The organism is Mesorhizobium sp. M0587, from assembly GCF_040320945.1.
Classification (GTDB): Bacteria; Pseudomonadota; Alphaproteobacteria; order Rhizobiales; family Rhizobiaceae; genus Mesorhizobium.
Genome location: NZ_JAMYQP010000062.1, coordinates 1 through 26,222, shown reverse-complemented (window position 1 = coordinate 26,222; position 26,222 = coordinate 1). Strand labels below are relative to the sequence as shown.

The 26,222-nt window shown below is 63.3% G+C and carries 27 protein-coding genes; 4 read left to right on the top strand and 23 right to left on the bottom strand.

Features of this window, described 5'->3' with window-relative positions; translation table 11 throughout:
* From NKI49_RS31400 to NKI49_RS31365, 8 genes are all read right to left on the bottom strand, one after another.
* On the bottom strand, positions 1-1,721 hold a 1,721-nt coding region (locus tag NKI49_RS31400), incomplete at its 3' end, for a xanthine dehydrogenase family protein molybdopterin-binding subunit (RefSeq protein WP_352695878.1).
* 138 nt (positions 1,722-1,859) lie between these two features.
* On the bottom strand, positions 1,860-2,399 hold the full coding sequence (locus NKI49_RS31395; RefSeq protein ID WP_352604377.1) for a nuclear transport factor 2 family protein: 540 nt from the start codon (positions 2,397-2,399) through the stop codon (positions 1,860-1,862).
* A gap of 15 nt (positions 2,400-2,414) precedes the next feature.
* Positions 2,415-3,404, bottom strand: coding sequence for an FAD binding domain-containing protein (locus NKI49_RS31390; protein WP_352604379.1), 990 nt, complete (start codon positions 3,402-3,404; stop codon positions 2,415-2,417).
* Positions 3,405-3,407: 3 nt separating this feature from the next.
* Complete coding sequence (locus tag NKI49_RS31385) at positions 3,408-4,067, bottom strand: 2Fe-2S iron-sulfur cluster-binding protein (RefSeq protein WP_352604381.1); 660 nt, start codon at positions 4,065-4,067, stop codon at positions 3,408-3,410.
* Positions 4,068-4,202: 135 nt separating this feature from the next.
* A complete protein-coding gene (locus NKI49_RS31380; protein WP_352604466.1) occupies positions 4,203-5,081 on the bottom strand; it encodes a helix-turn-helix domain-containing protein in 879 nt (292 codons plus the stop codon).
* A gap of 137 nt (positions 5,082-5,218) precedes the next feature.
* Positions 5,219-5,935, bottom strand: coding sequence for a Bax inhibitor-1/YccA family protein (locus tag NKI49_RS31375; RefSeq protein ID WP_352604384.1), 717 nt, complete (start codon positions 5,933-5,935; stop codon positions 5,219-5,221).
* 23 nt (positions 5,936-5,958) lie between these two features.
* On the bottom strand, positions 5,959-6,732 hold the full coding sequence (locus tag NKI49_RS31370) for an anti-sigma factor family protein (RefSeq protein ID WP_352604386.1): 774 nt from the start codon (positions 6,730-6,732) through the stop codon (positions 5,959-5,961).
* Positions 6,729-7,250: a sigma-70 family RNA polymerase sigma factor gene (locus tag NKI49_RS31365; RefSeq protein WP_352604388.1), complete on the bottom strand. Its 522-nt coding sequence runs from the start codon at positions 7,248-7,250 to the stop codon at positions 6,729-6,731. Before NKI49_RS31365 ends, NKI49_RS31370 begins: the two co-directional genes overlap by 4 nt.
* 144 nt (positions 7,251-7,394) lie before the next feature.
* Between NKI49_RS31365 and NKI49_RS31360 the strand changes: the two genes are divergently transcribed.
* Complete coding sequence (locus tag NKI49_RS31360; protein WP_352604390.1) at positions 7,395-8,579, top strand: amino acid aminotransferase; 1,185 nt, start codon at positions 7,395-7,397, stop codon at positions 8,577-8,579.
* Between the two features lie 159 nt (positions 8,580-8,738).
* On the top strand, positions 8,739-9,563 hold the full coding sequence (gene mazG / locus NKI49_RS31355) for a nucleoside triphosphate pyrophosphohydrolase (protein ID WP_352604392.1): 825 nt from the start codon (positions 8,739-8,741) through the stop codon (positions 9,561-9,563).
* 6 nt (positions 9,564-9,569) lie between these two features.
* Here the strand turns inward: mazG and hflX are convergent, their stop codons facing one another.
* From hflX to dusB, 8 genes are all read right to left on the bottom strand, one after another.
* The gene (hflX, locus tag NKI49_RS31350) at positions 9,570-10,958 is read right to left on the bottom strand and encodes a GTPase HflX (RefSeq protein WP_352604394.1); all 1,389 of its coding nucleotides are present in this window, start codon (positions 10,956-10,958) and stop codon (positions 9,570-9,572) included.
* A complete protein-coding gene (hfq, locus tag NKI49_RS31345; protein ID WP_006202172.1) occupies positions 10,959-11,204 on the bottom strand; it encodes an RNA chaperone Hfq in 246 nt (81 codons plus the stop codon).
* Between the two features lie 145 nt (positions 11,205-11,349).
* The gene (locus NKI49_RS31340; protein ID WP_352604396.1) at positions 11,350-12,213 is read right to left on the bottom strand and encodes a D-amino-acid transaminase; all 864 of its coding nucleotides are present in this window, start codon (positions 12,211-12,213) and stop codon (positions 11,350-11,352) included.
* A gap of 100 nt (positions 12,214-12,313) precedes the next feature.
* Positions 12,314-13,675 (bottom strand): nitrogen assimilation response regulator NtrX, encoded by a 1,362-nt coding sequence (gene ntrX / locus NKI49_RS31335; protein ID WP_027027021.1) that lies wholly within the window; start codon positions 13,673-13,675, stop codon positions 12,314-12,316.
* A complete protein-coding gene (locus NKI49_RS31330) occupies positions 13,665-15,950 on the bottom strand; it encodes a sensor histidine kinase NtrY-like (protein WP_352604398.1) in 2,286 nt (761 codons plus the stop codon). Before NKI49_RS31330 ends, ntrX begins: the two co-directional genes overlap by 11 nt.
* 128 nt (positions 15,951-16,078) lie before the next feature.
* The gene (gene ntrC, locus NKI49_RS31325; RefSeq protein ID WP_027027019.1) at positions 16,079-17,539 is read right to left on the bottom strand and encodes a nitrogen regulation protein NR(I); all 1,461 of its coding nucleotides are present in this window, start codon (positions 17,537-17,539) and stop codon (positions 16,079-16,081) included.
* The gene (locus NKI49_RS31320) at positions 17,536-18,678 is read right to left on the bottom strand and encodes a two-component system sensor histidine kinase NtrB (protein WP_352604401.1); all 1,143 of its coding nucleotides are present in this window, start codon (positions 18,676-18,678) and stop codon (positions 17,536-17,538) included. The genes ntrC and NKI49_RS31320 overlap by 4 nt, the downstream gene beginning before the upstream one ends.
* Positions 18,675-19,703, bottom strand: coding sequence for a tRNA dihydrouridine synthase DusB (dusB, locus tag NKI49_RS31315; protein ID WP_352604403.1), 1,029 nt, complete (start codon positions 19,701-19,703; stop codon positions 18,675-18,677). The genes NKI49_RS31320 and dusB overlap by 4 nt, the downstream gene beginning before the upstream one ends.
* A gap of 242 nt (positions 19,704-19,945) precedes the next feature.
* Here dusB and NKI49_RS31310 point away from each other — a divergent pair, with 242 nt between their 5' ends.
* Entirely contained in the window at positions 19,946-21,175 is a 1,230-nt protein-coding gene (locus NKI49_RS31310; protein WP_352604405.1) for a bifunctional 2-C-methyl-D-erythritol 4-phosphate cytidylyltransferase/2-C-methyl-D-erythritol 2,4-cyclodiphosphate synthase, read from the top strand.
* On the top strand, positions 21,172-21,681 hold the full coding sequence (locus tag NKI49_RS31305; RefSeq protein WP_352604407.1) for a CinA family protein: 510 nt from the start codon (positions 21,172-21,174) through the stop codon (positions 21,679-21,681). Before NKI49_RS31310 ends, NKI49_RS31305 begins: the two co-directional genes overlap by 4 nt.
* Here the strand turns inward: NKI49_RS31305 and NKI49_RS31300 are convergent.
* From NKI49_RS31300 to NKI49_RS31270, 7 genes are all read right to left on the bottom strand, one after another.
* Positions 21,657-22,115, bottom strand: a complete 459-nt coding sequence (locus tag NKI49_RS31300; protein ID WP_352604409.1) for a type II toxin-antitoxin system RatA family toxin — start codon at positions 22,113-22,115, stop codon at positions 21,657-21,659. The two genes, NKI49_RS31305 and NKI49_RS31300, sit on opposite strands and share 25 nt — an antisense overlap.
* A gap of 132 nt (positions 22,116-22,247) precedes the next feature.
* Entirely contained in the window at positions 22,248-23,213 is a 966-nt protein-coding gene (lipA, locus tag NKI49_RS31295; RefSeq protein ID WP_352604411.1) for a lipoyl synthase, read from the bottom strand.
* A gap of 137 nt (positions 23,214-23,350) precedes the next feature.
* On the bottom strand, positions 23,351-23,608 hold the full coding sequence (locus NKI49_RS31290) for a GlsB/YeaQ/YmgE family stress response membrane protein (RefSeq protein WP_027027012.1): 258 nt from the start codon (positions 23,606-23,608) through the stop codon (positions 23,351-23,353).
* Between the two features lie 100 nt (positions 23,609-23,708).
* Complete coding sequence (lpdA, locus tag NKI49_RS31285) at positions 23,709-25,154, bottom strand: dihydrolipoyl dehydrogenase (protein ID WP_352604413.1); 1,446 nt, start codon at positions 25,152-25,154, stop codon at positions 23,709-23,711.
* Positions 25,155-25,169: 15 nt separating this feature from the next.
* Positions 25,170-25,805: an SGNH/GDSL hydrolase family protein gene (locus tag NKI49_RS31280; protein WP_352604415.1), complete on the bottom strand. Its 636-nt coding sequence runs from the start codon at positions 25,803-25,805 to the stop codon at positions 25,170-25,172.
* Positions 25,802-25,936, bottom strand: coding sequence for a hypothetical protein (locus NKI49_RS31275; protein WP_352604417.1), 135 nt, complete (start codon positions 25,934-25,936; stop codon positions 25,802-25,804). Before NKI49_RS31275 ends, NKI49_RS31280 begins: the two co-directional genes overlap by 4 nt.
* Before the next feature lie 14 nt (positions 25,937-25,950).
* The coding region (locus NKI49_RS31270; protein WP_352695838.1) for a 2-oxo acid dehydrogenase subunit E2 at positions 25,951-26,222 on the bottom strand (272 nt) is incomplete at its 5' end.

Here is a 26,222-nt window from a genome sequence, read left to right as displayed (position 1 = left end):
AGATCGGTCAGCCTTGCCGAACGGTCGCCGATCCTGACCTCACCGTCGGCAAAGTTTGCCTCGCTGACATTGGCGCCACGGAACGGCGAAGCTTCGCTCGACCGCGCCACCTCCAGGATCCGCTGCTTGAGGGTATTGCACGCCCGATGCAGCGCGGAACCCGAACTGGCAGCGCCCCAGGAGCCGCCCGAGCCGGCGGTGCGCGGGAAGCGGCTGTCGCCGAGTTCCACCTTGACGGATGATAGCGGCAAGCCGAGGTTTTCCGCCGCGATCTGGGTCAAGATCGTATAGGTGCCGGTACCGATATCGGTCATGTCGAGCCGTGCCGTCACCTGGCCGTCCCGGTCGATCGCGACCCGCGCCGTCGACGCGCCGATATAGTTCGGTCGGATCGCCGCCGCCATGCCGTAGCCAATGAGCTTGCGGCCCTCCCGGGTGCGACCTGGCACCGGATCCCGTCGCTGCCAGCCGAAGCGACGCGCCCCCTCCTCCATGCAGGCGACGAGATTGCGGGTCGAAAACGGCACACCACGCTCCGGATCCTGCGTCGGCTCGTTGCGTATCCTGAGTTCGATCGGATCGAGCCCGAGACGCTCCGCAAGTTCGTCCATGGCGCATTCGAAGGCCAGCATGCCCGGCGCTTCGCCGGGCGAGCGCATCCATTCGCCGCGGTTGATATCCAGGCGGACCAGGCGATGGCGCGTGAGACGGTTCGGCGCCGCGTAGAGCGAGCGGGCAAAGGCCGCCGTCTGCTCGCAATATTCCTCGAAGCTCGACGTGGCCGACCAGACGTCATGCGAGATCCCGGTGAGCCGTCCGTCGGTTTCCGCAGCGAGGCGCAGTTGATGGATCATCCCGGCGCGGTGACCGGTGTTGGCGAACATCTGCTGGCGCGTAAGCGCGATCTTTACCGGACGCCGCAGGACACGCGCCGCAAGAGCCGCCAGCACCGTATCGGCATGGATGATCAGCTTGGAACCGAAGCCTCCGCCGACGAAAGGGCTGACGATGCGCACGCGCTCGGGCGGCATGCCGAGCGTGCTGGCAACGCCCGCCCGATAGTTCGCAAGCGTTTGCGCCGATGTGTGGATCGTCAGCTCGTCGCGTGACCAGACGGCGATGGTCGCATGCGGTTCCATAGGGTTGTGGTGCTCGAAGGGCGTCCGGTAAGTGGCATCGATCTTGACCGACGCTTGCGCGAAGGCACTCTCGAAGTCACCGACAATGCTGTCGGTCGCTAGACCGGCATTTGTCCGCCTGGGTGCATAGGCATCCTTTAGATGGGCTTGGAGATCGTAAGTGCCCGCCTCCTCTTCGTAACGCACCCTTATGAGCCCCGCAGCGCCGCGCGCCGCCTCGAACGTCTCCGCCACGACCAGCGCCACCGGCTCGTCATAATAGCGTACGCGGTCGCTGTTGAGCGCTGGTCGGGCGCGCGTGAAAACCTCCGGCACGGTCGGTGTCACCGCCGGGCCAAAATCCGGTTGTGCCGGAGCATTCCGGTGCGTCATGACGCCGATCACGCCCGGTGCCCGTTCGGCATCAGTGATATCGATTTCCGCGATGCGGCCCTTGGCGATGGCAGCGCCGAGAATATAGCCATAGGCCACGTTGTCGATCGCGTGCTCATAGGCATAGGTGGCTCGGCCTGTCACCTTGAGCGGCCCGTCGATGCGGTCGACCGGACGGCCGATGAATTCGACATCAGGGGAAGATTTCATCCCTGAACGAGAGACAAAGCCGGTCGAATCGGCAGACGTAGTGGTCTTGTCCATGGCTCACCTGGTTCATCTGTTCTCGGAAACTCCCACAGCCGCGACACGGCCTCTGTCTTCGTGATCGTCGCGCGCAGCTGCTGTTCACGTGGCGATATCGCCGAAATACTCTCGAAACTCGATCAGCCGCCCCGTCGGGCCGGCTCGCATGAACAGCGCGTGCAGGCCCGTATAACGACCGCCGCCAATCATCCCGCTCCCGCGATCGCAAATGATGATCCAATCGGAGGCGAAGAGCTTGAGATCGACGATCGATTCCGTGATCCTGTTACCTTGCGCTTTATGTGCGGCGGTCCAGGCTGCGAGCGCTCGCTTGCCGTTCGGCGGTCCGTGTCTGCCCCGTTGCTCACCGACCGGAAATTGGAAGGTCATTGTTTCGTCGCAACGATCGAGGAAAGCCGACCAGTCGCCGGAAGCCCAACCGGCAAAGAAGGCTTCCACGGCCGCTTCAAGTTCGCGACGAACATCAGTATCGGACGTGGCGTTCCAAGCCGCGGCGGGGGCGACGAGAAGGCCGCCACCGGCGGCTGCAACGGCACGTCGTGTGAGTTTCATATCTTTCTCCCTGCCACCCGGCGCGTCGACTGCGGGCGCCGACATCTGGAAACAGCCGTTCGGGGCCATCGTCTCTGCATGACCTTACGCGCGCTCGACCGCGGCTGCGGCGAGCGTGTGCCGCACCGTCCGTTTCGCCAGCGGGATCTTGAAATCATTGTCGCCATGCCCGACCGCCTCGGCGAGCGCGGCTTCGGCGGCCTCCGTAAAAGCGCCATCGGACGCCGCCGCGCCGGCGAGCGTTTGCTCAGCCTCGGTCGCGCGCCAGGGCTTGGCCGCGACGCCGCCCATGGCGATGCGGGCGCTGCGTATGCGGCCGCCGCTTTTCTCGACGATCGCCGCCACCGACACCAATGCGAAGGCATAGGACGCGCGGTCGCGCACCTTGCGGTAGAGCTGCCGGCCGGGTGGAGGGGGTGGCAAGGTGACCGCGGTGATCATTTCACCATGGCCGAGCGCAGTCTCCACGTCGGGCGTTGTCCCGGGCAGGCGATGGAGATCGCCGATTGGAATGGTGCGGGCTTCGCCGCCTGACGACAAGGTCTCGATCCTTGCGTCGAGCCCAGCCATGGCAACCGCCATGTCGGAGGGATGAACCGCAATGCAGGTTTCGCTCGTACCGAGGACCGCATGCATCCGGTTGAAGCCTTGCAGCGCGGCACAACCGGAGCCCGGCTCACGTTTGTTGCACGGCATGTTGCGGTCGTAGAAATAGAAGCAGCGCGTGCGCTGCAGGAGATTGCCGGCGGTCGAGGCCTTGTTGCGGATCTGGCCGGAAGCTCCCGCCAGCAGCGCTTGCGAGAGCATCGGGTATTGCGACCTCACCCGCGGCTCGGCGGCGAGATCGCTGTTGCGAACCTGGGCGCCGATCCGCAAGCCGCCCTCCTCCGTTTCCTCGATCCGGTCGAGCGGCAGCCGGCTGACGTCGACGAGATGCGCCGGTCGCTCGATGTCGAGCTTCATCAGGTCAAGGAGATTGGTGCCGCCGCTGATGAATTTGGCGTCTGGCCGCCCGGCAACCGCGGCGGCCGCCTCTTCCGCTTTCTCCGCCCGCTCATAAGTGAAAGCCCGCATCGCTCACGCCTCCCCTGCCGCGTCGCGGATCGCGGCGACGATGTTCGGATAGGCGGCGCAACGGCAGATGTTGCCGCTCATCCGTTCGCGGATCTCGGCATCGGTGAGCGCGACCGAGGCTGCCGTTACCTCGTCGCTGGCATGGCTCGGCCAGCCGTCCCTGGCCTCGCCAAGCATGCCGACTGCGGAGCAGATCTGGCCAGGCGTGCAGTATCCACACTGGAAGCCGTCGCGGGCGATGAAGGCGGCCTGGACCGGGTGAAGCCGATCACCGTCGGCGAGCCCTTCGATGGTAGTGATCTCGTCGCCCTCATGCATGACAGCGAGCGTCAGGCAGGAATTGATCCGGCGCCCGTTGACGAGGACGGTGCAGGCGCCGCACTGGCCGTGATCGCAGCCTTTCTTCGAGCCGGTAAGGCCGAGATGATTGCGGAACGTGTCGAGCAGCGTCGTCCGTGGATCGAGCTCGACGGCAAAGTCCCTGGCGTTGACGCGCAGCGACACCGGCATCGTCCGTCCCTGCGTGGCGGATACGGCAGCCGCGGCGGGCTCCATCTGCTGGGCTTCAACCGGTAGCCCGGTCGCCACGAGCAGACCGGTCGCGGCCCCTCCCTCCAGCACCGCTCGACGCGTCGGTCCGTTCCTGTTGTCCGTCTCAGCCATGCGTGGTCTCCCGGGCGCAATGATAAGGGCTCGACAGCGACCAGGCCCGACAGCGGGCGCGTCGGGTGCGCTCATCGACGCTTATGGACGTGGTCCGGCAGGCTCGGTTTTTCTTTCACGAAATCGGCGGACCTGTCAGGATTCCGGAGAAAACTGCAGCCGGTAGGCCCGAGGAGTCATGCCTCTGAGGCGCCGGAAGGTCGCGGTGAAGTGGCTCTGGCTCGAGAAGCCGAAGCGAAAGGCGATGGTTCCGATAGACGCCCCGGTTTCACGCAGCATGACTTCCGCCCGCCGGACCCGTTCCTCGATCACATAGGCATAAGGTGCGAGACCTGTCGTCGCCTTGAAGCGCCGCGCGAACGTGTCGACCGCCATCTCTGCGACGGCCGCCAGTTCGCTCAGCGAAATATCGGAGTTGATGCGCGCATCGACGTATTCGCGGATGCGGGCGAACGTGCGGCGGCTGAGACGGCCGTAACGAACGACCGGGAGCTGGTTGCCGGCCAGCATCGCTACGCGCAGGCTGACGAGCGCAGCCAGATGCTCGACATAGCCAGTGTCCGGCTTATGGCCGAGCGCCATCTCGACGCGGAGCGAACTCAAGAGCGTGGCGACGACATTGTCGCTCCTGTTCACCATAATCGGCTTATCCGCCAGGCTTTCGCTTCCGGGGAATTCGGGGGCGATCCACAAGGCCGAATAGGAAAGGTTGACGTCCCTGTAGACGCCGAGCCGCTCCGCGCCGGCGGGGACGAAGGTGAGGTCTCCCGGACGATCCATCCCATCATAGACGGACTTTGCCCCGGAGCGGATCGACGTATGCGACGTCCCGCCTTCCTCGGTCAGTACGATCAGATGATGGGGAGCAGTCCAGCGGAGTTCCGCTTCCCGGCACGCCCAGCGCCGATTGTCGAAAACGACTGAAGAGTCGACCCAGGCTGCCGTTTGCAGGGCCTCCGACTTCTCCTGCCGGCTCCGAATCCGTCCGTCACCAAGCAAGGGTCTGAATGACATCGCGATGTCCTGCCGATGCACTCCGAGCAAAGAACGCTCAGGTTGGAATTGTTCGCCTGGCCTCCGATGGCGAGATGGTCAGAACGGAAGCCGGTGCCTGCCCGATCTGGTTGTCGGGCAGGCCGGCTGGAAAGGCGTTACTCGCGCTCGCCGGTGAAATTCAACAGCAGCTGGAAGATGTTGATGAAGTTCAGATAGAGCGAGAAGGCGCCGAAAACGGCGAGCTTCTGGCGCGATTCCGCGTCGAAATTCTCGGCATACTGCTCCTTGATCGTCTGCGTGTCCCAGGCGGTCAGGCCGATGAAGACGGCGATGCCGATTACCGAGATGGCGAACTGCAGCGCGGTCGAACCGAGAAAGATGTTGACGATGCTGGCGATCACCACGCCGATCAGGCCCATGATCAGGAAGGACGAGAACTGGGTCAGGTCGCGCCGGGTCGTGTAGCCGTAGAGGCTGGTGGCGCCGAACATGGTGGCAGCGATGAAGAAGGTTCGGGCAATGCTGGTTCCGGTAAAGACCAGGAATACGGAGGCCAACGACAGGCCCATCACCGCGCAGAAGGCCCAGAACATAGCCTGGGCGCTGGCCGCCGACATGGTCTGCATCTTGAACGAGAAGACCATGACGAAGGCGAGCGGCGCCAGCATCACCACCCATTTCAGCGGGCTGGAGAAGATCGGCACATAAAGCGCGGGCGTCGACGACACAAGGAAGGCGACGAGGCCAGTGACCACAAGGCCAAGGCCCATGTAGTTGTAGACGCGCAGCATGTGCTGGCGCAGGCCTTCGTCATAAACGGCGCCGGTCTGCGCGCCCGTACCGACACGGTATCCCAGATTGGGTGTGTTCATTTGAGTTCTCCTTTGTGGATCGGTCAGTAAAGCGTTTTGGCGAGGGCCTCGGCGGCGCGGTCGAGGTCATGGACCTCGCTTCGCGCGACCACCGCATAGGCAACCTCGCCGATCTGGAAATAGGCCGAGGCAATGTCGCCCGACGGCGCGACGGTCGGCTTGACGACGTCGAAGCTTCCCGGCCGGATCGCAAACAGCGAGACCAGGCCCATCTCCTTCGTCTCGACCGCCATCTCGACGCTCGGGCCGAAGCGCGACGGGTAGATCTGCACGTCACGCACCTTCCAGTCCTTGGGCAGCGAAGGCATGACGATAGCGGTCGCGGCGCGGATTTCGCCTGCGTTGTAGTTGGGCGCTTCCGGCTGCGACGGCATGGTCTCGCGCACCAGCGTCGTCCGGTGTGCTCGCACCGCCTCGTCGACATAGGCGGGCGGTTGCGGCGAGGCGACGACCTTGGTCACCGACATCGGCCCGATGACGCCGTTCGCCAGCCAGCCGGCGGCGACGAACGCGGCGACCGCCGCCGCGCGCTGGAACACGCCGAAGATGCGCCCCCGGGCCAGCGCCCTCTCCAGCCGCCGTGCGGCATCGGCGGTTGCCGGCCTCGCCATGCCCTTGGAGCCGGCAAGCGCCATGCGCAGTTCGTCTCGGGTTCTCAGATCCAACATCACGCGCGCGGCCACCTCCGGACGGGCGCACAGAAACGCCTCCACCTCGATGCGGCGGGTGACATCCATCTGATCGTCGACATAGGCGTCGAGGTCGGTATCGGTCACGGGATCGACAGTTGCGGTCATGACGGGCCTCCAACGATCCTGAGGTGATTTTTCGCCTTCGAGGGAGCCGTCTCCTCCATTTCGCGCAGTGCGGCGCGCGCCCTGCCGATGCGCGACATCAGCGTTCCCAGCGGTACGCCGCTGGCGTCGGCGGCCTGGCTGTAGGAAAGTCCTTCGATGGCGACAAGATGCAGCGCCGAACGCTGTTCTTCGGGCAAGCTGAAAAAGGCCTCGCGCACCTGTGCCAGCCGCACCGAATGCTCCTGCGGCGCCGGTGTGCTGCCTTCGGCCAGGTACCCGGCCTGTTCGAGGCGCGCGGTTTCCGAGCGGCGCGAACGCATACGGTCGATGAAGGCGTTGTGGACGATCGACAGCAGCCACGCTCGCAGGTTTCCAGCGGAGCGGAAGGTGCCGCGCCGCTCATAAGCGCGCACCAGCGCGTCGTGCACGAGATCCTCGGCCTCAGTGCCGTCGCGCGTCAGCGAGTGCGCATAACGCCGGAGCGATCCGAGTTGTCCAACAATATCGAAGCGTGGCATCGACCGTTTCATGCCCTGTTTACGGAGCATGTGGGGATTTTAATCCCGGCCGCCCCCGATTTTTCGTTTTCCAGGTGGACGGAAACCGCTGGCGAAGCGCGTTCTATTTGCGTATCACTCCGCCGCGCCAATGGAACCATAGTGATGTTCGAAGACCTGCAGCCGGCTCCCGCCGACAAGATCCTTGCCCTGATCGGCCTCTATCGCGCCGATCCGCGCCCGAACAAGGTCGACCTCGGCGTCGGTGTCTACAAGGATCGCGACGGCAAGACACCGGTCATGCGCGCCGTGCGCGAGGCCGAAAAGCGGCTGCTGCAGGGCCAGGACACCAAGACCTATCTCGGCCTTGCCGGCGACGTCGGCTTCAACACGGTGATGGCCAAGCTTGCCTTCGGTCCCGGCGCCGACATGACGCGCATCCGTGCGGCACAGGCGCCCGGCGGCTCGGGCGCGCTGCGGCTAGTGGCGGAACTGCTCAAGCGCACACGCTCCGATGCCACCGTCTGGCTGTCGGACCCGACCTGGCCGAACCACATGCCGGTGATGCGCGCCGCTGGCCTGCAAATCCGCGAATACCCTTATTTCGATGCGGGCTCCGGCGCTGTTCGCTTCGACGACATGCTGGCGGCGCTGCGGACGGCAAACAGCGGCGACGTGGTGCTGCTGCATGGCTGCTGCCACAATCCGACCGGCGCCAATCTGGATGCGGCGCAGTGGGCCGCCGTTGCCGATCTGATCGTCGAACGCCGCCTGCTGCCGTTTGTCGACATCGCCTATCAGGGTTTTGGCGATGGCCTCGAGGCCGACGCCCTCGGCTTGCGCCTGCTGGCGGCGAAAGTTCCGGAGATGGTCGTCGCATCGAGTTGCTCGAAGAATTTCGCCGTCTACCGCGACCGTGTCGGCGCTGCGATGGTTCTGGCCAAGGACGGTGCCCAGGCGGATGTGGCGATGAGCCAGATCCTGTCGGCGGCGCGCGCCATGTATTCGATGCCGCCGGACCACGGCGCTGCCGCCGTGCGCATCGTGCTCGAAGACCCAATTTTGCGCGCGGACTGGGAAGCCGAACTCGAAGAGATGCGCCTGCGCATGCTGAGGCTCCGCATGCGGTTCGCCGAAGCGCTGCGCCGGCAGTCCAATTCCGACCGTTTCGATTTCGTCGCCAGCCATCGCGGCATGTTCTCCCGGCTTGGCCTGACGGAAGCGCAGGTCGAGCGGCTGCGCGCCGAGCACGGCGTCTACATGGTCGGCGACAGCCGCATCAACGTGGCCGGCCTGCCCGAGGACGGCATGGACGAACTCGCCAAGGCGATAATTTCGGTGCTCGACTGACGCCTGATCCTACCGATCAGACTGGGATGGGCTTTCTCGCCCGATCATGATCTTTCCTGAAAACCGGATCGAGATCATGGTTATGCTCAGCTGTGGACAAGGCGCTGTCGCCGCCTGACAGCATTGGCCGCGCGACGGCCGCAGGATAGCATCCGCTCTATGACGCCATCGAAAGACATTTCGCGCCTGATCGAGATCATGGCGGCGCTGCGGGCGCCGAAGACCGGCTGTCCGTGGGACATAGAGCAGGATTTCTCGACCATCGCGCCTTATACGATCGAGGAGGCCTATGAGGTGGCGGATGCCATCGCGCGCGGCGATCTCGACGATCTGCGCGATGAGCTCGGCGACCTCCTGCTGCAGGTCGTCTACCACGCGCAGATGGCCGAGGAAGCCGGCGAGTTTGCTTTCCCGGACGTGGTCCAGGCGATCACCACCAAGATGATCCGCCGCCATCCGCATGTCTTCGGTGACGAAAATGCCCGCAGCGCCGGCATGGCCAAGGGCATGTGGGAGAAGATCAAGGCCGAGGAGAAGGCGGAGAAACGTCGAGCCCGCCTGGCTCGCGGCCACGACCCGGAAGACAACGGCAAGGGGTTCCTGGACAGCGTGCCGGTTGCCCTGCCCGCGCTGACGCGAGCGTTGAAACTTCAGGAGAAGGCCGCCCGCGTCGGTTTCGACTGGAGCGAGGCTGCCCCCATCCTTGACAAGATCGAGGAAGAGATCGGCGAGTTGCGCGAGGCGCTTGCCAAAGGCGAGACCGCCTCGATCAAGGACGAATTCGGCGACATGCTGTTTGCCGTCGTCAATCTAGGCCGTCACCTCGATCTCGATTCGGAAGCAGCACTGAGCGGCACCAACGAAAAATTCCGGTCGCGCTTTCACTATGTCGAGCAAGCCGTGGAGAAGTCCGGCAAAACGCTGGGACAAGCTACGCTGGCCGAGATGGAAGCGCTCTGGCAAGAAGCAAAAAGCGCGAAGTAGCTTCCACTACTTATTGTTTTTGCGACGCAATCTGCTCTCGATTTCTTCGCTGGCGCTTTGCGTCGCCTTGAGCGAGATGGTGGCGCTGCCGTCCTCATTGTCGGTTCGCGAAACGACATCGCCGTTGCGGTAGAGCCAGTCGACCAGGCCGAACTGCGCCGGCTCGATCGTCACCGTCAGCTCTTCGAGTTCACCCGCCATCCGCGCCTCGATGATCGCCTTCAGCGCATCGATGCCCTCGCCGGTGACAGCCGATATGGCGACGGGTGGCGCCTTGGCATCCGTGCTCTCCGCAAGCAGCCGCGCGCGATTGCCCTCATCGAGCAGGTCGACCTTGTTCCAGACTTCGATGACCCGCTTGGCGTCGCCGGCGTCGACGCCGAGATCGGCCAGGATGCGTTCGACATCCTCGGCCTGCGCCGACGTGTCGGGATCGGAAATGTCGCGCAGGTGGATGACGAGATCGGCTTCGACCACCTCTTCCAATGTCGCACGAAATGCCGCGATCAGATGCGTCGGCAGGTCCGAGATGAAGCCGACCGTGTCCGAAAGGATGATCGGCGTGCCATGCGGCAGGCGCACGCGGCGCAGCGTCGGATCGAGGGTGGCGAATAGCATGTCCTGAGCCAGAACGTCTGCCCCGGTCAGCCTGTTGAACAGCGTCGACTTGCCCGCGTTGGTATAGCCGACGATCGCCACCACCGGAAACGGCACCTTCTTGCGCTTGGCGCGGTGCAGATCGCGCGTGCGCCGCACCGTTTCCAGTTCGTGCTTCAGCTTGATGATCTTTTCCTGCAGCTGCCGCCGATCGGATTCGATCTGCGTTTCACCGGGACCGCCGAGGAAGCCGGCGCCGCCGCGCTGGCGTTCCAGGTGGGTCCAGCTGCGCACGAGACGGCCCTTCTGGTAGTTGAGGTGGGCGAGTTCGACCTGCAGCGTGCCTTCCTTGGTGCGCGCGCGCTCGCCGAATATCTCGAGGATCAGCCCGGTGCGATCCAGCACCTTGGCGTCGAGCTCCTTTTCGAGATTGCGCTGCTGTACCGGGGTTAGCGGGTGGTCGACGATGACCACCTCCGCGTGACCTTCCTTGACGATTTCGGCGAACTCCGCGACCTTGCCGCTGCCGAGCAAGGTTGCCGGGCGCGGGTCGTTGACGGTCACGACCGCCGTATGGATCAGATCGAGGTCGATGGCGCGCGCAAGGCCGACCGCTTCGTCGTGACGGGCGTCAGCCGAGCGCGTCAGCCGCGGGCGGTTGGTATCGTCGTCGCCGCGTGGCTGGCGGGTCAGCACCGGCACGATGACGACGGCCCGGGTCGGACCCTTGGCTTCCGTCTCGGGATGATGTGCTGGTTTTCCGCGAACCATACCGTCCGCGTCCTTCTCACGTGCCAATCAGGCGCCCTGGCTTTCCTCACCATCGAACATCTGAACCGGCTGGCTCGGCATGATCGTGGAAATGGCGTGCTTGTAGACGAGCTGCGAGTGACCGTCGCGGCGTAGCAGCACACAGAAATTGTCGAACGAAGTGACCACGCCGGTCAGCTTCACGCCGTTGATAAGAAAGATGGTGAGCGGGTTCTTGCTCTTGCGAACTGAATTCAGGAACAGGTCCTGAAGGTTTTGCGATCGTTCCGCCATTGTTTTTGTCTTTCGCCGATCCCCTTCGGTTTGCAAGCCAATGCGCCAAATTGTCAGGCACATGTCAAGCGCGCAAACACCGTCTTGCCGTCAGTAACGACAAGCAGAACGAGATATATTGATGTTCATTCCACCTGTGCGGTTATCAGGCTGGACTTTTTTCCGCAATGTCAAAAAAGGCTTGCCGCAACGAAAGTGTTATCGAGCCGGGATGCCCATTGGCGATCGGGTCGCCATCGATGGCCACGACCGGCATGGCAATCGTCGTTGCGGAGCTGATGAACGCCTCGCGCGCCGCCTTGGCCTCGGCAACCGAAAAGCCGCGCTCCTCGATCTTCAGGCCGAGTGTGGCCGCCACTTCGAACATGGTCGTACGAGTGATGCCGCGCAGGATGCCATGCTCGGCCGGCCTGGTGACCAGAACGCCGTCCCTGGTGACGATCCAGGCGTTCGACGATCCGCCTTCCTTGACGTTTCCGTCGGTGTCGACGAACCACGCCTCCTGCGCACCGGCTTCCTTGGCCTTCTGCTTGGCCAAGACGTTGGGCAGCAGCCCGACGCTCTTGATGTCGACGCGATCCCAGCGGTTCTCGGGCACGGTGATGACCGCGATGCCGCTCTCGGCCCTCTTGGCCGAGGCTGCTGGGTCGGCTTTCTTGGCGGTCACCACCAGGGACGGCCTGGTGTCGGCCGATGGGAACACAAAGTCACGACTGGCGACGCCACGCGTAACCTGGACATAGACCAGACCGTTGGCGACATGATTGCGGTTGACCACTTCGCGCAAGATGAGCGGCAGCACGATCGAGGTGACCGGCCAGGCGATCGACAGTTCGGTCAGCGAGCGGTTCAGGCGGGCCAGGTGGCGCGGCATATCGACGATGAAGCCGCGCGCCACTTCGCAGACTTCATAGACGCCATCGGCGAACTGATAGCCGCGATCCTCGATATGCACGGAAGCGTCGGCATGGGCGACGTAACGCCCGTTGACATAGGCAATGCGTGGCATGGGGACCCCTGAAGAAATTTCAGCTTTTTTAAGCGATTCCGCCGCGACCGTAACCGATAATCAGCCGGCAGCGGGCCGCTGGACCAACAACAGCCCGCGGTCAGACGCCGAGCGACTTCAGCTTGCGATGCAGAGCGGAGCGTTCCATGCCGATGAACTCGGCTGTCTTCGAGATGTTGCCGCCAAACCGGTTGATCTGCGCGATCAGATAGTCCTTCTCGAACTGTTCGCGCGCCTCGCGCAGCGGCAGCGCCATGATGTGCTGGTCGGATTGATTCGGTGTGCGCGGCATGACATCGCCGATCTCAGCCGGCAACAGGTCCGCCGTGATCGGCGCGTCGACCTCGTCGCCGCGCGCCAGGATCATCAGACGCTCGACATTGTTGCGCAGCTGACGGACGTTGCCCGGCCAGTTGTGCGCTTGCAGCACGGCAAGCGCGTCATCGCCGATGCGGCGCGGCTTGATGCCGGCCTGGCGGGCGATCTGCTTCATGAAGTTATCGACAAGATAAGGAATATCCTCGCGCCGCTCGGCCAGTCCCGGCACGATGACCGGAACCACCGCCAGGCGATGATAAAGATCCTCGCGGAAGCGGCCGTCGGCGATCATCGCTTCCAGGTTCTGCGAGGTCGAGGAGATGATGCGGACATCGACCTTGACCCGCTTGGTGCCCCCTACCCGTTCGAACTGCTGTTCGACCAGCACGCGCAGGATCTTGTTCTGCGTCTCGCGCGGCATGTCGGCCACTTCGTCGATGTAGAGGATGCCGCGATGGGCTTCCTCGAGCGCGCCGACCTTGCGCTCGACGCCGTTGGATTCGGTGCCGAACAGCTCGATCTCCATGCGTTCGGGCGTGATGTTGGCGGCGCTCAGCGTGACGAACGGTGCCCCCTTGCGCGCCGACAGCGTGTGGATGGCGCGCGCGGCGAGTTCCTTGCCCGAGCCAGAGGGGCCGATGATCATCACGCGGCTGTTGGTCGGCGCGACGCGCTCGATGGTCTGGCGCAACTGGCTCATCGCCGACGACATGCCGATCAGGTCGAAGGTTTCGCCGCTGCGCAGCTTGAGATCGGAAACCTCGCGCCGTAATTTCGAAGTTTCGAGCGCGCGCTCGGCGATAAGGATCAGCCGGTCGGCCTTGAACGGCTTCTCGATGAAGTCGTAGGCGCCGCGACGGATGGCGGAGACCGCCGTCTCGATATTGCCATGGCCCGAAATCATGACGACCGGCAGGTTCGGGTGCATCGTCTTGATCTCGTCGAGCAAGGCCAACCCGTCCAGACGCGAACCCTGCAGCCAGATGTCGAGGAAAATCAGCCTCGGCGCCCGGTCGGCGATGGCCGCCAGGGCACTGTCGGCATCGAATGCCGTGCGGGTTTCGTGACCTTCGTCGCTCAGGATGCCTGCGACGAGCTCGCGGATGTCTTCCTCGTCATCGACGATCAGAATATCAGACGCCATTACCGACCTTTTCAGTTTCTCGTTCGTGTTCTGCCCTGCCTTCGCCGCGCGGCGGCGCGCCGGCCGTGGGCGGCAGGATGATGCTGATCATCGCGCCGCGCCCGCCATGGAAATCCGCGGGTGCATCATGGAGCTCCAGCCTGCCGCCATGGTCCTCCACGATCTTCTTGACGATAGCGAGGCCGAGGCCGGTCCCCTTCTCGCGCGTGGTCATATAGGGCTCGAGCAGCCGCTGACGATTTTCACGTGGAAGGCCTTTGCCATTGTCGATGACGTCGATTCGAATCGCGCCATTGTGACGTCCGGCTTGAATCCGGATTATGCCGTGCGAACCATCCTTCTGTTCCAATCCATCGATGGCTTCGGCCGCGTTCTTGATTACGTTGCCGAAAGCCTGTGCCATCAGCCGGCTGTCGAAAGTGCCCTTGAGCGGCTCGTTGCCGAACACCCGCTCGAACGTGATGTCGGAACGGCTGACTTCGACCAGGAACGAGGCCTCGCGCAAAGCTTCGCGCAGGTCGATGGCCTTCATCTCGGGCTTGGGCATGCGCGCGAAGGCCGAGAATTCGTCGACCATGCGGCCGATATCCTCCACCTGCCGGATGATGGTGTCGGTGCACTGGTCGAAGACCTCGCGGTCCTCGGTGATGACCTTGCCGTAGCGGCGCTTGATGCGTTCGGCGGAAAGCTGGATCGGCGTCAGCGGATTTTTGATCTCATGGGCGATGCGCCGCGCCACGTCCGCCCAGGCGGACGAGCGCTGGGCCTGAACCAGATCTGTGATGTCGTCCACCGTCACGACGTAGGATTTCTCCTCCGAACCGTCATCGCCGGCCTCAATGGTGATCTGCACGTTGAAAGTCCGCTCTGCGCCGGCGCGGTAAAAGGTCACCTGCTCGCGATAGACTGGTTTGCCTGACTTGCGGCCGATCTCGAAGACGCGACCGACATGCGGCAGAACGGCGGAGAGGTTCTGTCCGAGCGCGGCGTTGGCGGATATGGCCAGCATCGATTCGGCCGAACGGTTGACGATGGTGACGATCCCGTAGGGATCGACGCCGATGACTCCGGCGGTGACGCCGGCAAGCACGGCTTCGGAAAAGCGCCGCCTCTCGTCGATCAGGTCCTTTGCCGACAGGATCTCGTTGCGCTGCGATTTCAATTCCAGAAGCATCTTGTTGAAAGTGTCGCCGAGTGAGGCAACATCGCCGTCGGACGGCCGCACAGGCACGGCGACATCGAGATTACCTGTCGCCACCTCATCGGCGGCGCCGATAAGCTGGCGAATCGGGCGCACCAGCCGGTCGGCCACGGCAATGCCGGTCCAGATGGCCGACAGGATAATGATCAGCGTCAGCGACAGATAGGGCAGCGCGAAGGCCACTTGCGAAGTGCGCCGGTTGTCTTCGAGGTTGCGGTACTCGTCCGTGTTGGACCTGACGATCTGCCGCGCCTTGATCACCTCGGGGTCGACCAATCGGATCGTGTAGAGGTAGAGGCCCTCGATCTCGCGCAACTTGACGATGGCGCCCATGATGTTGCGGGTTCGCGGTTCGATCAGCACCGGCTTGCCGTCGGCGGCGCTGGCCACGGCGCCTTCCGGCGGTTCCGGCATCGCGAAATCCGTGTCGGTCTTGGCACTCATGACAAACGAGCCGTCGGGCTTGATCAGCGCCGCATGTGCCAGCGACCGGCCCACCGCTTCCTTGTTCATCAGGTCGAGAAAGCCTGTCCGATCAAGACCGTAGAGCGTGCGCGATGCGTCGAGATCGTAGGCCATCGACAGTGTCGTGCCTTGCAGGTTGCGTGCGTTTTCCTGGACATAGGCATCGGCGATCGAAAGCGAGGAATTGACGATCGTCTTGGTGCGAATCTCGAACCAGCGGTCGAGGCCGATATCGAGCGTGATCGAGGCGATGATCGCCACCATGATGGCCGGAATGGCGGCCACAAGCGCGAACATGGCGACGATGCGCACATGCAACCGCGACGCAGCCTTGCCATGCCGGCGCGCCATGACGATGCGATGCACCTCGCGTCCGACCAGAGCGATAAGGAAGAGCACGAAGGCGGCGTTGAGCGCGATCAGTGCCCAGGTCGTCTTGGCGTCAGGCGCGATCGGCGTCGCGCCGACCAGGATGGTGAACGAAATAGCCGCCATGACGAGAGCGCCGACCACCGCCACGACGCCAGGCAGCGCCAGCAGCCTGCGCCCGTCGCGCGCGCCGGGTTCGCTGAAAAGCGGTTGATTGAGAGTCGGTGCCTGCGGAGCCATGTCGCCGTCTAGAGCCAGTGATTGCGTCGGATGTATGCAACGCATTGTGGCGATTATGCAACAAGTGTGACCGAGACGGAAATCTTTCGCGCCCGATCCCCCGAAAACAGTCTCAACTCAATCTGGCTTCACGACTGCCTTGAGGATTTATACACGTTGACGCCGAGCTCGCGAATTTTCTTGCGCAGCGTGTTGCGGTTCAAACCCAGCAATTCCGCGGCTTTGATCTGGTTGCCGCGGGTCGCCGTCATCGAAGCCAGGACCAGCGGATATTCGACCTCGGACAAAATGCGCTGATAGAGGCCGGCGGGAGGCAATTCGCCGGCAAACGAGGTGAAATAGCGCTGCAGGAAATGCTCGACCGCCTGCCCGATCGATAGATCGTCGGGAATGAGGTTGCCGCCGCCAGGCACCACGGGACGCTCGCCCGTCTTGAGTTCCGCCTCGATGATCTCGGCGGAAATCTCGTCCTGCGAATAGAGCGCGGCAAGCCTGCGAACGAGGTTTTCCAGTTCGCGCACATTGCCAGGCCAGGGGTAGCGCTTCATCAGTTCGATACCGCCGGACGAAATACGCTTGGTCTGCAGGCCTTCCATCTCGCCAAGCTTGAAGAAATGCCGGACGAGGTCCGGCACGTCCTCGGAGCGCTCGCGCAGCGCCGGCAGCCTGAGCGGCACGACATTGAGGCGGTAGAAAAGATCCTCGCGGAAAAGCCCCTGGTTGATCAGCGTGCGCAGGTCCTTGTTGGTAGCGGCGACGATGCGCACGTCGGTCTTGATCGGCGTGCGGCCGCCAACCGTCGTGTACTCGCCCTGCTGGAGGACGCGCAGCAGGCGCGTCTGCGCTTCCATCGGCATGTCGCCGATCTCGTCGAGGAACAAGGTGCCGCCTTCGGCCTGCTCGAAGCGACCGGTGGAGCGGTTCTGCGCACCGGTGAAGGCGCCCTTCTCATGGCCGAACAGTTCCGATTCGATCAGGTCGCGCGGGATGGCCGCCATGTTGATGGCGACGAACGGCCCGCCACGGCGGCGGCCATATTCGTGCAGCGCACGCGCCACCAGCTCCTTGCCGGTGCCCGATTCGCCCGAAATCATCACGGTCAGATCGGTCTGCATCATGCGCGCCAGCATGCGGTAGATGTCCTGCATGGCGGCCGAGCGGCCGACCAGCGGCATCGTCTCCGGCTGCTCTTCCGGCCGCGCATCGATCTTGGGCCGGCGCGGCTCCGAAAGCGCGCGGTTGACGATGTTGAGGAGCTCGGTCAGGTCGAACGGCTTCGGCAGATATTCATAGGCGCCGGTTTCGGACGCGCGGATCGCCGTCATGAAGGTGTTCTGGGCGCTCATGACGATGACTGGCAGTTCCGGCCGTGCCTTCTTGATGCGCGGCAGCATGTCGAAGGCGTTCTCGTCGGGCATCACCACGTCGGTGATGACCAGATCGCCTTCGCCCGCCGCCACCCAGCGCCACAAGGTCGAGGCGTTGGACGTGACGCGCACCTCATGGCCGACGCGGGACAGCGCCTGGTTGAGCACGGTGCGGATCGCCGCATCGTCGTCTGCGACCAGAATATTGCCGCGAACGGTCATTTGCGGTCTCCTTCGCCGTCTTCATCGGCACTGAACTGCGTTTCCTTCCAAGCTGGCACGAGGATGCGGAAGGTGGTTGCGCGCGGCGTCGATTCGCATTCGATGATGCCGCCATGCTCGCCGACGATCTTGGCGACCAGCGCCAGCCCCAGCCCCGAGCCGTTCGGCTTGGTGGTGATGAAAGGATCGAACAGGATCGGCAGGATATCTTCGGAGACGCCGGAGCCATTGTCGCGCACGCAGAACTCCAGCGGCAACGAAACGCGGTCCTGCGTGCCCGGAACCGACACACGGATGCCCGGTCGGAATGCGGTCGACAGCACGATCTCGCCTTGTGGGTCGCTGCCGATCGCCTCGGCTGCATTCTTGACCAGGTTGAGGAACACCTGGATGAGCTGGTCGCGGTTGGCGAAAACCGGAGGCAATGAAGGATCGTAGTCCTCCAATATCCTGACTTTCTTCGCAAAACCGTTCTTTGCGATCGCCTTCACATGGTCGAGCACGACATGGATGTTGACGGGATAGCGATCGATCGGCCGCTCGTCGGAAAACACCTCCATGCGATCGACCAGCGACACGATGCGGTCCGTCTCGTCGGTGATCAGCCGCGTCAGCGCGCGATCCTCGTCGGACGCGGACAATTCGAGCAACTGGGCGGCGCCACGGATGCCGGACAGAGGGTTCTTGATCTCGTGGGCAAGCATCGCCGCAAGGCCGGTGACGGAGCGTGCCGCCCCCCGATGCGTCATCTGCCGGTCGATCTTGTCGGCCATCGACCGTTCCTGAAACATCACCACGACGGAGCCTGGAAATTCCGGCACCGGCGCGACATAGAGATCGACGACCTTCTCGACGCCGAGACGCGGCGACGACACGTCGACCCTATACTCGTTGACCGGAGCCCGGCGCTCGCGCACCTGGTCGACCAGGGTCAGCAGCGGGCTGCCGAAGGGGATCAGTTTCGACAGCGTGTTGCGCGCCAGCATGGTCGCGCTCGAGCGAAAGAAGTCCTCGGCATCGGCGTTGGCGAAGGTGATGAATCCCTCGTCGCTGATCATGATCACCGGGCGGCGGATGGTGTTGAGCACGATCTGGGCGGCGTCCGCCATTTCAGTGCCCCGGGCGACGGACGCGCTCATGCCGCACTCCGCAGGTCCGGTGTTTCCACGACGTTCAAAAATGCATCGCGCAGCAGGGCTATCGTCCTTGCAGGTTCGAATGAGGTGAGAATGGCCTTGCGGCGCTCGTCAGCGAAAGCGCCGGCATGGCGGTCGAGATACCAGCCGAGATGCTTGCGCGCCTGGCGCAGGCCGCTCTCGATGCCATAGAACGCCAGCATGTCCTCGTAATGGGCGACGATATAGTCGGCCAGCGCGGACGGGTTCCGCGGCGCTTTGACCGCCGTCTCGCCTGTCGCTGCCGCCGCGATGCTGCCGGCGACCCAGGGCGCGCCGTAATGCGCACGGCCGACCATGACCGCATCGGCGCCGGATTGGTCGAGGACATTCGCGGCCTCGTTGGGGGAACAGACGTCGCCATTGGCAACGACTGGGATGGATACGGCTTGCTTGACGCGGGCGATGGCGCGCCAGTCGGCCTTGCCCTGATAGAACTGGCAGCGCGTACGGCCGTGGACGGTCACCATCTTGATGCCAGCCTGCTCGGCGCGGCGTGCCAGGTCAGGCGCGTTCAGCGCGCCGTCGTCCCAGCCCAGCCGCATCTTGACGGTCACCGGCACATCGACCGCGCCGACAACGGCTTCGATCAGCGAGAGCGCATGATCGAGATCGAGCATCAGTGCGGAACCGGCATAGCCGCCGGTGACCTTCTTGGCCGGGCAACCCATGTTGATGTCGATGATGTCGGCGCCCTCGCCAGCGGCGATACGCGCGCCTTCGGCCATGTGGGTCGCCTCGCGGCCGGCAAGCTGCACCATATGGACCGGCAAGCCGGAATGGCGTATGCGCAAGCCGCAGCCCGCCCTTCCCTTGGCGAGTTCGCCGCTTGCCACCATTTCGGACACCACCAGGCCGGCGCCATGCGCATGGGCACGCTGCCGGAACGGCTCGTCGGTAATTCCCGACATCGGTGCAAGGAACACGCGATTGCGGATTCTCACACCACCGACATCGAGAGGCGAGGCCAATTTGGTCAAATCATCCATGCACAAAAACCAAGCATGTCCATTCGTTGCACATTCTCTAGCCAGAACCGCGGCAATGTGCAACGCGGAATGACGTCACATTAAGGCGCAATTGGGAAAATGCCGGCTTGTCGTTTCGCCCGCGACCAGGTGCTGCGCGTTCGTCAGGGGCACGCAAAGGACGCCTTGGGCCTTCACATTTGGCGCACGATCTTTCTGAAAACCGATTACACTTTTCGGGATCGTGCGCTAAGCCAATCGGCATGACTGACGCACGTGAAAATCAGGCTTCAGAGGCGAATGGCAAGGTCGCGGTGGTGATTGTGGCTGCCGGCCGTGGCGCGCGCGCCGGACAGATCGACGGCCCCAAGCAATATCAACGGATCGGTGGCCGCGCCGTCATCGCGCACGTCATCGAGATTTTCCTGGCACATCCGCGTATCGGCCCGATCGTGGTTGCCATTCACGCGGAGGACGGCGAGCTTTTTCGGCAAGCGGTCGGCATCGATGCTGATCGGGTCACGGTAATTGCTGGTGGCGCCACCAGGCAAGATTCGGTTCGGCTGGGGTTGCAGGCCCTGAGAAGCCACGGGCCGGACAAGGTCCTCATCCATGATGCCGCGCGCCCGTTCGTCGACGCCGACCTTATCGACCGTACCATCTTCGCCATCAGCGAAGACGAGGGCGCCCTCCCTGCCCTGCCCGTCGCGGATACTTTGAAGCGCGAATCTGCCAGTGGCGTGGTCGGCGAAACCGTTTCCAGGAGCGGGCTTCACGCAGCGCAAACGCCGCAGGGCTTTCCATTCGTGGCAATCATGACGATGCATGAAGAAGCCTATCGCCGCGGCAAAACCGACTTCACTGACGATTCGGCGATCGCCGAATGGATGCAAATGCCGGTAAAGATCGTTCCCGGCTCGCCGGACAATGTCAAACTCACCTGGGCACGGGATATTGCGATGGCGGACCAGCGGCTTTCCAGCGGGCGGACACACTTTCCCGACATTCGCACCGGCAATGGCTACGACGTCCATGCCTTCGAGCCTGGCGACCACGTCACGCTGTGCGGCGTCGCCATTCCTCATGAGAAGAAACTGTCCGGTCATTCCGATGCCGATGTCGGCCTGCACGCGCTGACGGATGCGCTGTTGGCGACCTGCGGCGCCGGTGACATCGGCACGCATTTCCCGCCGTCCGACCCGCAGTGGAAAGGCGCTGCGTCCCGGATGTTTGTCGAACATGCGGCGAAACTGGTGCGCGGGCGCGGCGGACGCATCGCCAATGCCGACATCACGCTGATCTGCGAGGCGCCGCGCGTCGGCCCGCATCGCGAAGCGATGACGGCGGTCCTATCCCAGATGCTGGGTATTTCCGCGGACCGCATCTCGATCAAGGCGACGACCAACGAGAAGCTCGGATTTGTCGGCCGCGAGGAAGGCATCGCGGCGATTGCCACCGCCAGCGTGGTGTTTCCCGGCGAGGTGCCGGAATGACCGACAATGAGCTGGCCAACGCGCTGCTGCAAGCCTGCCAGGCGCGCGGCATCATGCTGGCGACAGCGGAAAGCTGCACAGGCGGCATGATCATCGCGGCGCTGACCGACATTGCCGGGTCCTCGGCGGTGGTCGATCGCGGCTTCATCACCTATTCCAACGAAGCCAAGATGGACATGCTCGGTGTTTCCGCCGCCACGCTCGATGCGCATGGCGCGGTTTCCCGCGAGACGGTGATCGAAATGGCAAGGGGCGCGCTTGCCCGTTCACGGGCCGGGCTTACTCTCGCAGTCACCGGTATCGCCGGCCCTGGTGGCGGTTCAGCGGCAAAACCCATCGGCCTGGTCTGGTTCGGCGTTGGCCTCGATGGCCAGGCTGTGGGCGCTGAACACAAGCTGTTTACAGACAAGGGCCGGGATTTCATTCGCCGCGAAACGGTCAGGCAGGCGCTGGAATTGGGTTTGCGTGCGCTCGGCCACGGTCAACCCGACGGTGCGACACCGTAGATGACGTCGGCGCGCTTCTCGAAAGCTTCGGAGAACATGCGGAAGGCGCGATCGAACATGGTTCCCATCACCACGCCCAGGATGCGGCTCTTGAACTCGTAGTCGATGAAAAAGCGGACGGCACAGCCGCTGCCATCGGGTTCGAAACGCCAGACATTGCTTAGATATTTGAACGGACCGTCGATATATTTCACGTCGATGGCGTTCTCGTCAGGCTTCAACAGCACCTGCGTGGTGAAGGTTTCGCGGATCGCCTTGTAGCCTATGCTCATATCGGCAACGAGGATGGTGCGCCCGTCACGCTCCTTGCGCGTGCGTACCGTCAGCGCTTCGCAAAGCGGCAGGAATTGCGGATAGGCTTCGATGTCGGCAACCAGTGCGAACATCTGCTGCGGCGTGTGGGCAACGCGACGGGTGGCTTCGAACTTCGGCATGAAACCGGCTCTAAAGCGCGTCGCGTCGAAACGCGGTCATGCGACGCACTTTAGATTCGTTGTTTTTATGCATGTCGTTGTTTTTATACATGTCGTCCTCCCAAAACCGAGGTCACTTTTGGGCGACATGCATCAGAGCGATTTCTTGAACTGCGCTTCCCGCGCCGCGCGCAGTCTGGCGAAATCATCGCCAGCGTGATGCGACGAGCGCGTCAGCGGGCTCGAGGCCACCAGCAGAAAGCCCTTGGTCCGACCGATCGTCTCGAACGACATGAATTCCTCCGGCGTGACAAAGCGGATGACCGGGTGATGCTTCTTCGACGGCTGCAGATATTGGCCAATGGTCATGAAGTCGACATTGGCCGAACGCAAATCGTCCATCAGCTGCAGGATTTCGTTCCGCTCCTCGCCCAGTCCCACCATGATGCCGGACTTGGTGAAGATCGACGGGTCGAGTTCCTTGACCCGTTGCAACAGCCGGATCGAGTGAAAATAGCGGGCGCCAGGCCGAACGGTCAGATAGTTCGACGGCACGGTTTCGAGATTGTGGTTGAAGACGTCGGGCTTGGCCGCCACGACGATCTCCAGCGCGCCATCCTTGCGCAGGAAATCGGGCGTCAGAATTTCGATCGTCGTCGAAGGCGTCGCAGCGCGGATCGCGCGAATGACTTCGGCGAAGTGCTGCGCCCCGCCATCGGCGAGATCGTCGCGGTCGACCGAGGTGATGACGACATGGGTCAGGCCCATCTGCTTGACCGCATGCGCGACGCGGGCCGGCTCATCGGGGTCGAGTGCGGTCGGAATGCCGGTAGCGACGTTGCAGAAGGCGCAGGCGCGCGTGCAGATCTCGCCCATGATCATGAAGGTGGCGTGCTTCTTGTCCCAGCATTCGCCGATATTCGGGCAGCCGGCCTCTTCGCAGACCGTCACCAACTTATGCGATTTCACGATCTCGCGGGTCTCGGCGTAGCCCTTCGAGACCGGCGCCTTGACGCGGATCCAGTCAGGTTTGCGCAGCACCTCCTGGTCAGGCTTGTGCGCCTTCTCGGGATGCCGCAGTCGCGGCGCGTTGGCGATCGTATCGAGGACGGTAACCATGTGAACCCTGGCTTGTTTTCGCGACCGCCTGCCGGCGATCGTCACTTCCCTGTCATCTAGGACCTTTCGGCACAAAGAAAAAGGCTGCGGCGGCGCATGCCGCTACGACCGTTTTCGCATAGCCGACACGATCTCCGCTAACGCCGTACCAGGCGTCCTGCCCAGATCAGCAGGCATGCGCCGATGAAGCCGGTGATCAGATAGGCGGTCCAGCCGACGCCGAACCCGCCGAAATCGAGGGCTCGCAGAATGGCGTTCAGCACCACGGCGCCGACGATGCCCAGGATGATGTTCATGAAGACCCCGGTGTTGCTCTTCATGACCATCTCGGCAAACCAGCCTGCAAGTCCGCCGATGATGATGGCTGCGATCCAGCCCACGCCATTCACGTCCATATGCCCTCTCCTTATACGAGTGAAAATGCGTCCGGAAATGACCCAACTTGCCGTCGAGTTCGCGCGTCCTGTGCGCTTTGAGTCTCGTGCGGGCAATCTATCATGCGTTCAGCGCGCGGCCATAGGCGTCGAGCACGCTTTCCTTCATCATCTCCGACAGCGTCGGGTGCGGGAAGATGGTGTGCATCAGCTCTTCCTCGGTGGTTTCAAGGTTCATCGCCACGACAAAACCCTGGATCAGTTCGGTCACTTCGGCACCCACCATGTGCGCGCCGAGCAGCTGACCGGTCTTCTTGTCGAAGATTGTCTTGATGAAGCCCTGATCCTCACCGAGCGCGATGGCCTTGCCATTGGCGGCGAACTGGAAGCGGCCGACGCGGATATCCTTGCCCTCGGCCTTGGCTTTGGCTTCCGTCAGGCCGACCGAGGCGACCTGCGGGTTGCAGTAGGTGCAGCCGGGAATCTTGAGCTTGTCGATGGCATGCACGCCGGGGAAATTGGCGATCTTTTCGATGCAGACGACGCCCTCATGCTCGGCCTTGTGGGCGAGCATCGGCGGGCCGGCGACATCGCCGATGGCGTATATGCCCGGCACGTTGGTCTTGCCATAACCGTCGACGACGACGCAGCCGCGCTCGGTCTTCACACCAAGTGCCTCGAGGCCGAGATTTTCGATGTTGCCCTGCACGCCAACGGCCGAGATCATGCGGTCGGCAGTGATCTTCTCGACCTTGCCGTCCTTCATCTCGACATGCGCGGTGACTGAGTTGGCGCCCTTCTCGACCTTGGTTACCTTGGCTTCGAGGATGATCTTCATGCCTTGCTTCTCGAACTGCCTCTGCGCGAATTTCGAGACTTCGGCGTCCTCGACCGGCACCACCGCGGGCAAGAGTTCGACCACGGTCACCTCGGCGCCCATGGTGCGATAGAAGGAGGCGAATTCGATGCCGATCGCGCCGGAGCCCATCACCAGCAGCGACTTCGGCATCTCCTTCGGCACCATGGCCTCGAAATAGGTCCAGATCAGCTTGCCGTCAGGTTCGATGCCGGGCAGCGCGCGTGGCCGGGCGCCGGTCGCCAGGATGATGTGCTTGGCGGTATATGTGCCCTCGCCCTTGACGCCTTTCGGCACCGGCGGCTGCGGCTCCATCGGTTTCTTGGCCGTCTTGGACACGACGATCTCGCCCGGTTTGGATAGTTTGGCCTCGCCCCAGATCACGTCGACCTTGTTCTTCTTCATCAGGAAGCCAACGCCGCCATTGAGCCGCAGCGAGACCTTGCGCGAGCGGTCGACCACGGCGGCAGTATCGACGCTGACCTTGCCGTCGAGTTTCAGCCCGTAGTCCTTCAGGTGATCCGAATAATGCATGATCTCGGCCGAGCGCAGCAGCGCCTTGGTCGGGATGCAGCCCCAGTTGAGGCAGATGCCTCCGAGGTGCTCGCGCTCGACGATCGCCGTCTTGAAACCGAGCTGGGCGGAACGCACTGCCGTGACATAGCCGCCGGGACCGGAGCCGATGATGATGACGTCGTAGTGCTCAGCCACGGTTTTCTCCTTCGATCACAATTCCAGCATGACGCGCACGAGCGGCGTCAGCGCCTTGCCGATGTTTCGCGTGTTTTCGGCATCGAGGTGGACGCCGTCGAGAGGTGTCGTTTGCGCCACCTGGCCGGCATCGAAGAAGCCGCAGCCGACTTCTTCGGCGAGCGCCGCATATTGCGGTGCAAGCTGCTTCGAGGCGTCATCGCCGCCGGCAAACATTGCCTTGAACTCGGCATCTTCGGTGCGGGTGACGAGAGGCGGTGAAACGATCAGGATCTGCGGTGCGGGCCAGTCGAACGGGTAGTCATGGCCGCGCACGATGTCGATCAGTCGGCTGATGCCTTGCTTGGCCGCGACCGGATTGCCGTGGATCCACGGCTTCATATCGTTGGCGCCAAGCATGATGACAATCAGGTCGATCGGCGCATGCGTGGTCAGCACCGTCGGCAGCGTTCTTGCGCCATTGCGGTCGGCGCCGGCCAGATGATCGTCGAAGGCCGTGGTGCGGCCATTCAACCCCTCGGCAATGACATGCACGCCGCCACCTAGTCCGGCCTGCAGCACGCTTGGCCAACGATCCTCGAGCGCATGTCGGCCACCCTCGGCATTGTAGCCCCAGGTCAGCGAATCGCCGTAGCAAAGAACCGTCTTCATCTCGCTAAACCCGATCTTGCGAGGATGTATTCTTCCTCGGCATTGGTGGCGACGGCGAATTCCTGCGCCGCCAAGCCGCCAGCGAATCCGGAACGAATAAAGGCGAAAAGGCTGGTGAAGAATTTCCGCACCACCTTTTCCTTTCCTAGACCAGCATGCCCATCGGGTTCTCGATCAGCCGCTTGAAGGCGACCAGCAGTTCGGCGCCGAGCGCTCCGTCGACGGCGCGATGGTCGGTCGACAGCGTCACCGACATCACGGTGGCGATCTTGATCTCGCCGTTCTTGACCACCGCGCGCTCCTCGCCGGCTCCCACCGCCAGGATCGTCGCATGCGGCGGGTTGATGACGGCGGCAAAGTCCTTGATGCCGAACATGCCGAGATTGGACACCGCCGTGGTGCCGCCCTGGTATTCCT

Coding starts and splice junctions, on each gene's coding strand:
- NKI49_RS31395 (WP_352604377.1), bottom strand. CDS start 2,399: ATGGCCCCGAACGGCTGTTTCCAGATGTCGGCGCCCGCAGTCGACGCG.
- NKI49_RS31390 (WP_352604379.1), bottom strand. CDS start 3,404: ATGCGGGCTTTCACTTATGAGCGGGCGGAGAAAGCGGAAGAGGCGGCC.
- NKI49_RS31385 (WP_352604381.1), bottom strand. CDS start 4,067: ATGGCTGAGACGGACAACAGGAACGGACCGACGCGTCGAGCGGTGCTG.
- NKI49_RS31380 (WP_352604466.1), bottom strand. CDS start 5,081: ATGTCATTCAGACCCTTGCTTGGTGACGGACGGATTCGGAGCCGGCAG.
- NKI49_RS31375 (WP_352604384.1), bottom strand. CDS start 5,935: ATGAACACACCCAATCTGGGATACCGTGTCGGTACGGGCGCGCAGACC.
- NKI49_RS31370 (WP_352604386.1), bottom strand. CDS start 6,732: ATGACCGCAACTGTCGATCCCGTGACCGATACCGACCTCGACGCCTAT.
- NKI49_RS31365 (WP_352604388.1), bottom strand. CDS start 7,250: ATGCCACGCTTCGATATTGTTGGACAACTCGGATCGCTCCGGCGTTAT.
- NKI49_RS31360 (WP_352604390.1), top strand. CDS start 7,395: ATGTTCGAAGACCTGCAGCCGGCTCCCGCCGACAAGATCCTTGCCCTG.
- mazG (WP_352604392.1), top strand. CDS start 8,739: ATGACGCCATCGAAAGACATTTCGCGCCTGATCGAGATCATGGCGGCG.
- hfq (WP_006202172.1), bottom strand. CDS start 11,204: ATGGCGGAACGATCGCAAAACCTTCAGGACCTGTTCCTGAATTCAGTT.
- NKI49_RS31340 (WP_352604396.1), bottom strand. CDS start 12,213: ATGCCACGCATTGCCTATGTCAACGGGCGTTACGTCGCCCATGCCGAC.
- ntrX (WP_027027021.1), bottom strand. CDS start 13,675: ATGGCGTCTGATATTCTGATCGTCGATGACGAGGAAGACATCCGCGAG.
- NKI49_RS31330 (WP_352604398.1), bottom strand. CDS start 15,950: ATGGCTCCGCAGGCACCGACTCTCAATCAACCGCTTTTCAGCGAACCC.
- ntrC (WP_027027019.1), bottom strand. CDS start 17,539: ATGACCGTTCGCGGCAATATTCTGGTCGCAGACGACGATGCGGCGATC.
- NKI49_RS31320 (WP_352604401.1), bottom strand. CDS start 18,678: ATGAGCGCGTCCGTCGCCCGGGGCACTGAAATGGCGGACGCCGCCCAG.
- dusB (WP_352604403.1), bottom strand. CDS start 19,703: ATGGATGATTTGACCAAATTGGCCTCGCCTCTCGATGTCGGTGGTGTG.
- NKI49_RS31310 (WP_352604405.1), top strand. CDS start 19,946: ATGACTGACGCACGTGAAAATCAGGCTTCAGAGGCGAATGGCAAGGTC.
- NKI49_RS31305 (WP_352604407.1), top strand. CDS start 21,172: ATGACCGACAATGAGCTGGCCAACGCGCTGCTGCAAGCCTGCCAGGCG.
- NKI49_RS31300 (WP_352604409.1), bottom strand. CDS start 22,115: ATGCCGAAGTTCGAAGCCACCCGTCGCGTTGCCCACACGCCGCAGCAG.
- lipA (WP_352604411.1), bottom strand. CDS start 23,213: ATGGTTACCGTCCTCGATACGATCGCCAACGCGCCGCGACTGCGGCAT.
- NKI49_RS31290 (WP_027027012.1), bottom strand. CDS start 23,608: ATGGACGTGAATGGCGTGGGCTGGATCGCAGCCATCATCATCGGCGGA.
- NKI49_RS31280 (WP_352604415.1), bottom strand. CDS start 25,805: ATGAAGACGGTTCTTTGCTACGGCGATTCGCTGACCTGGGGCTACAAT.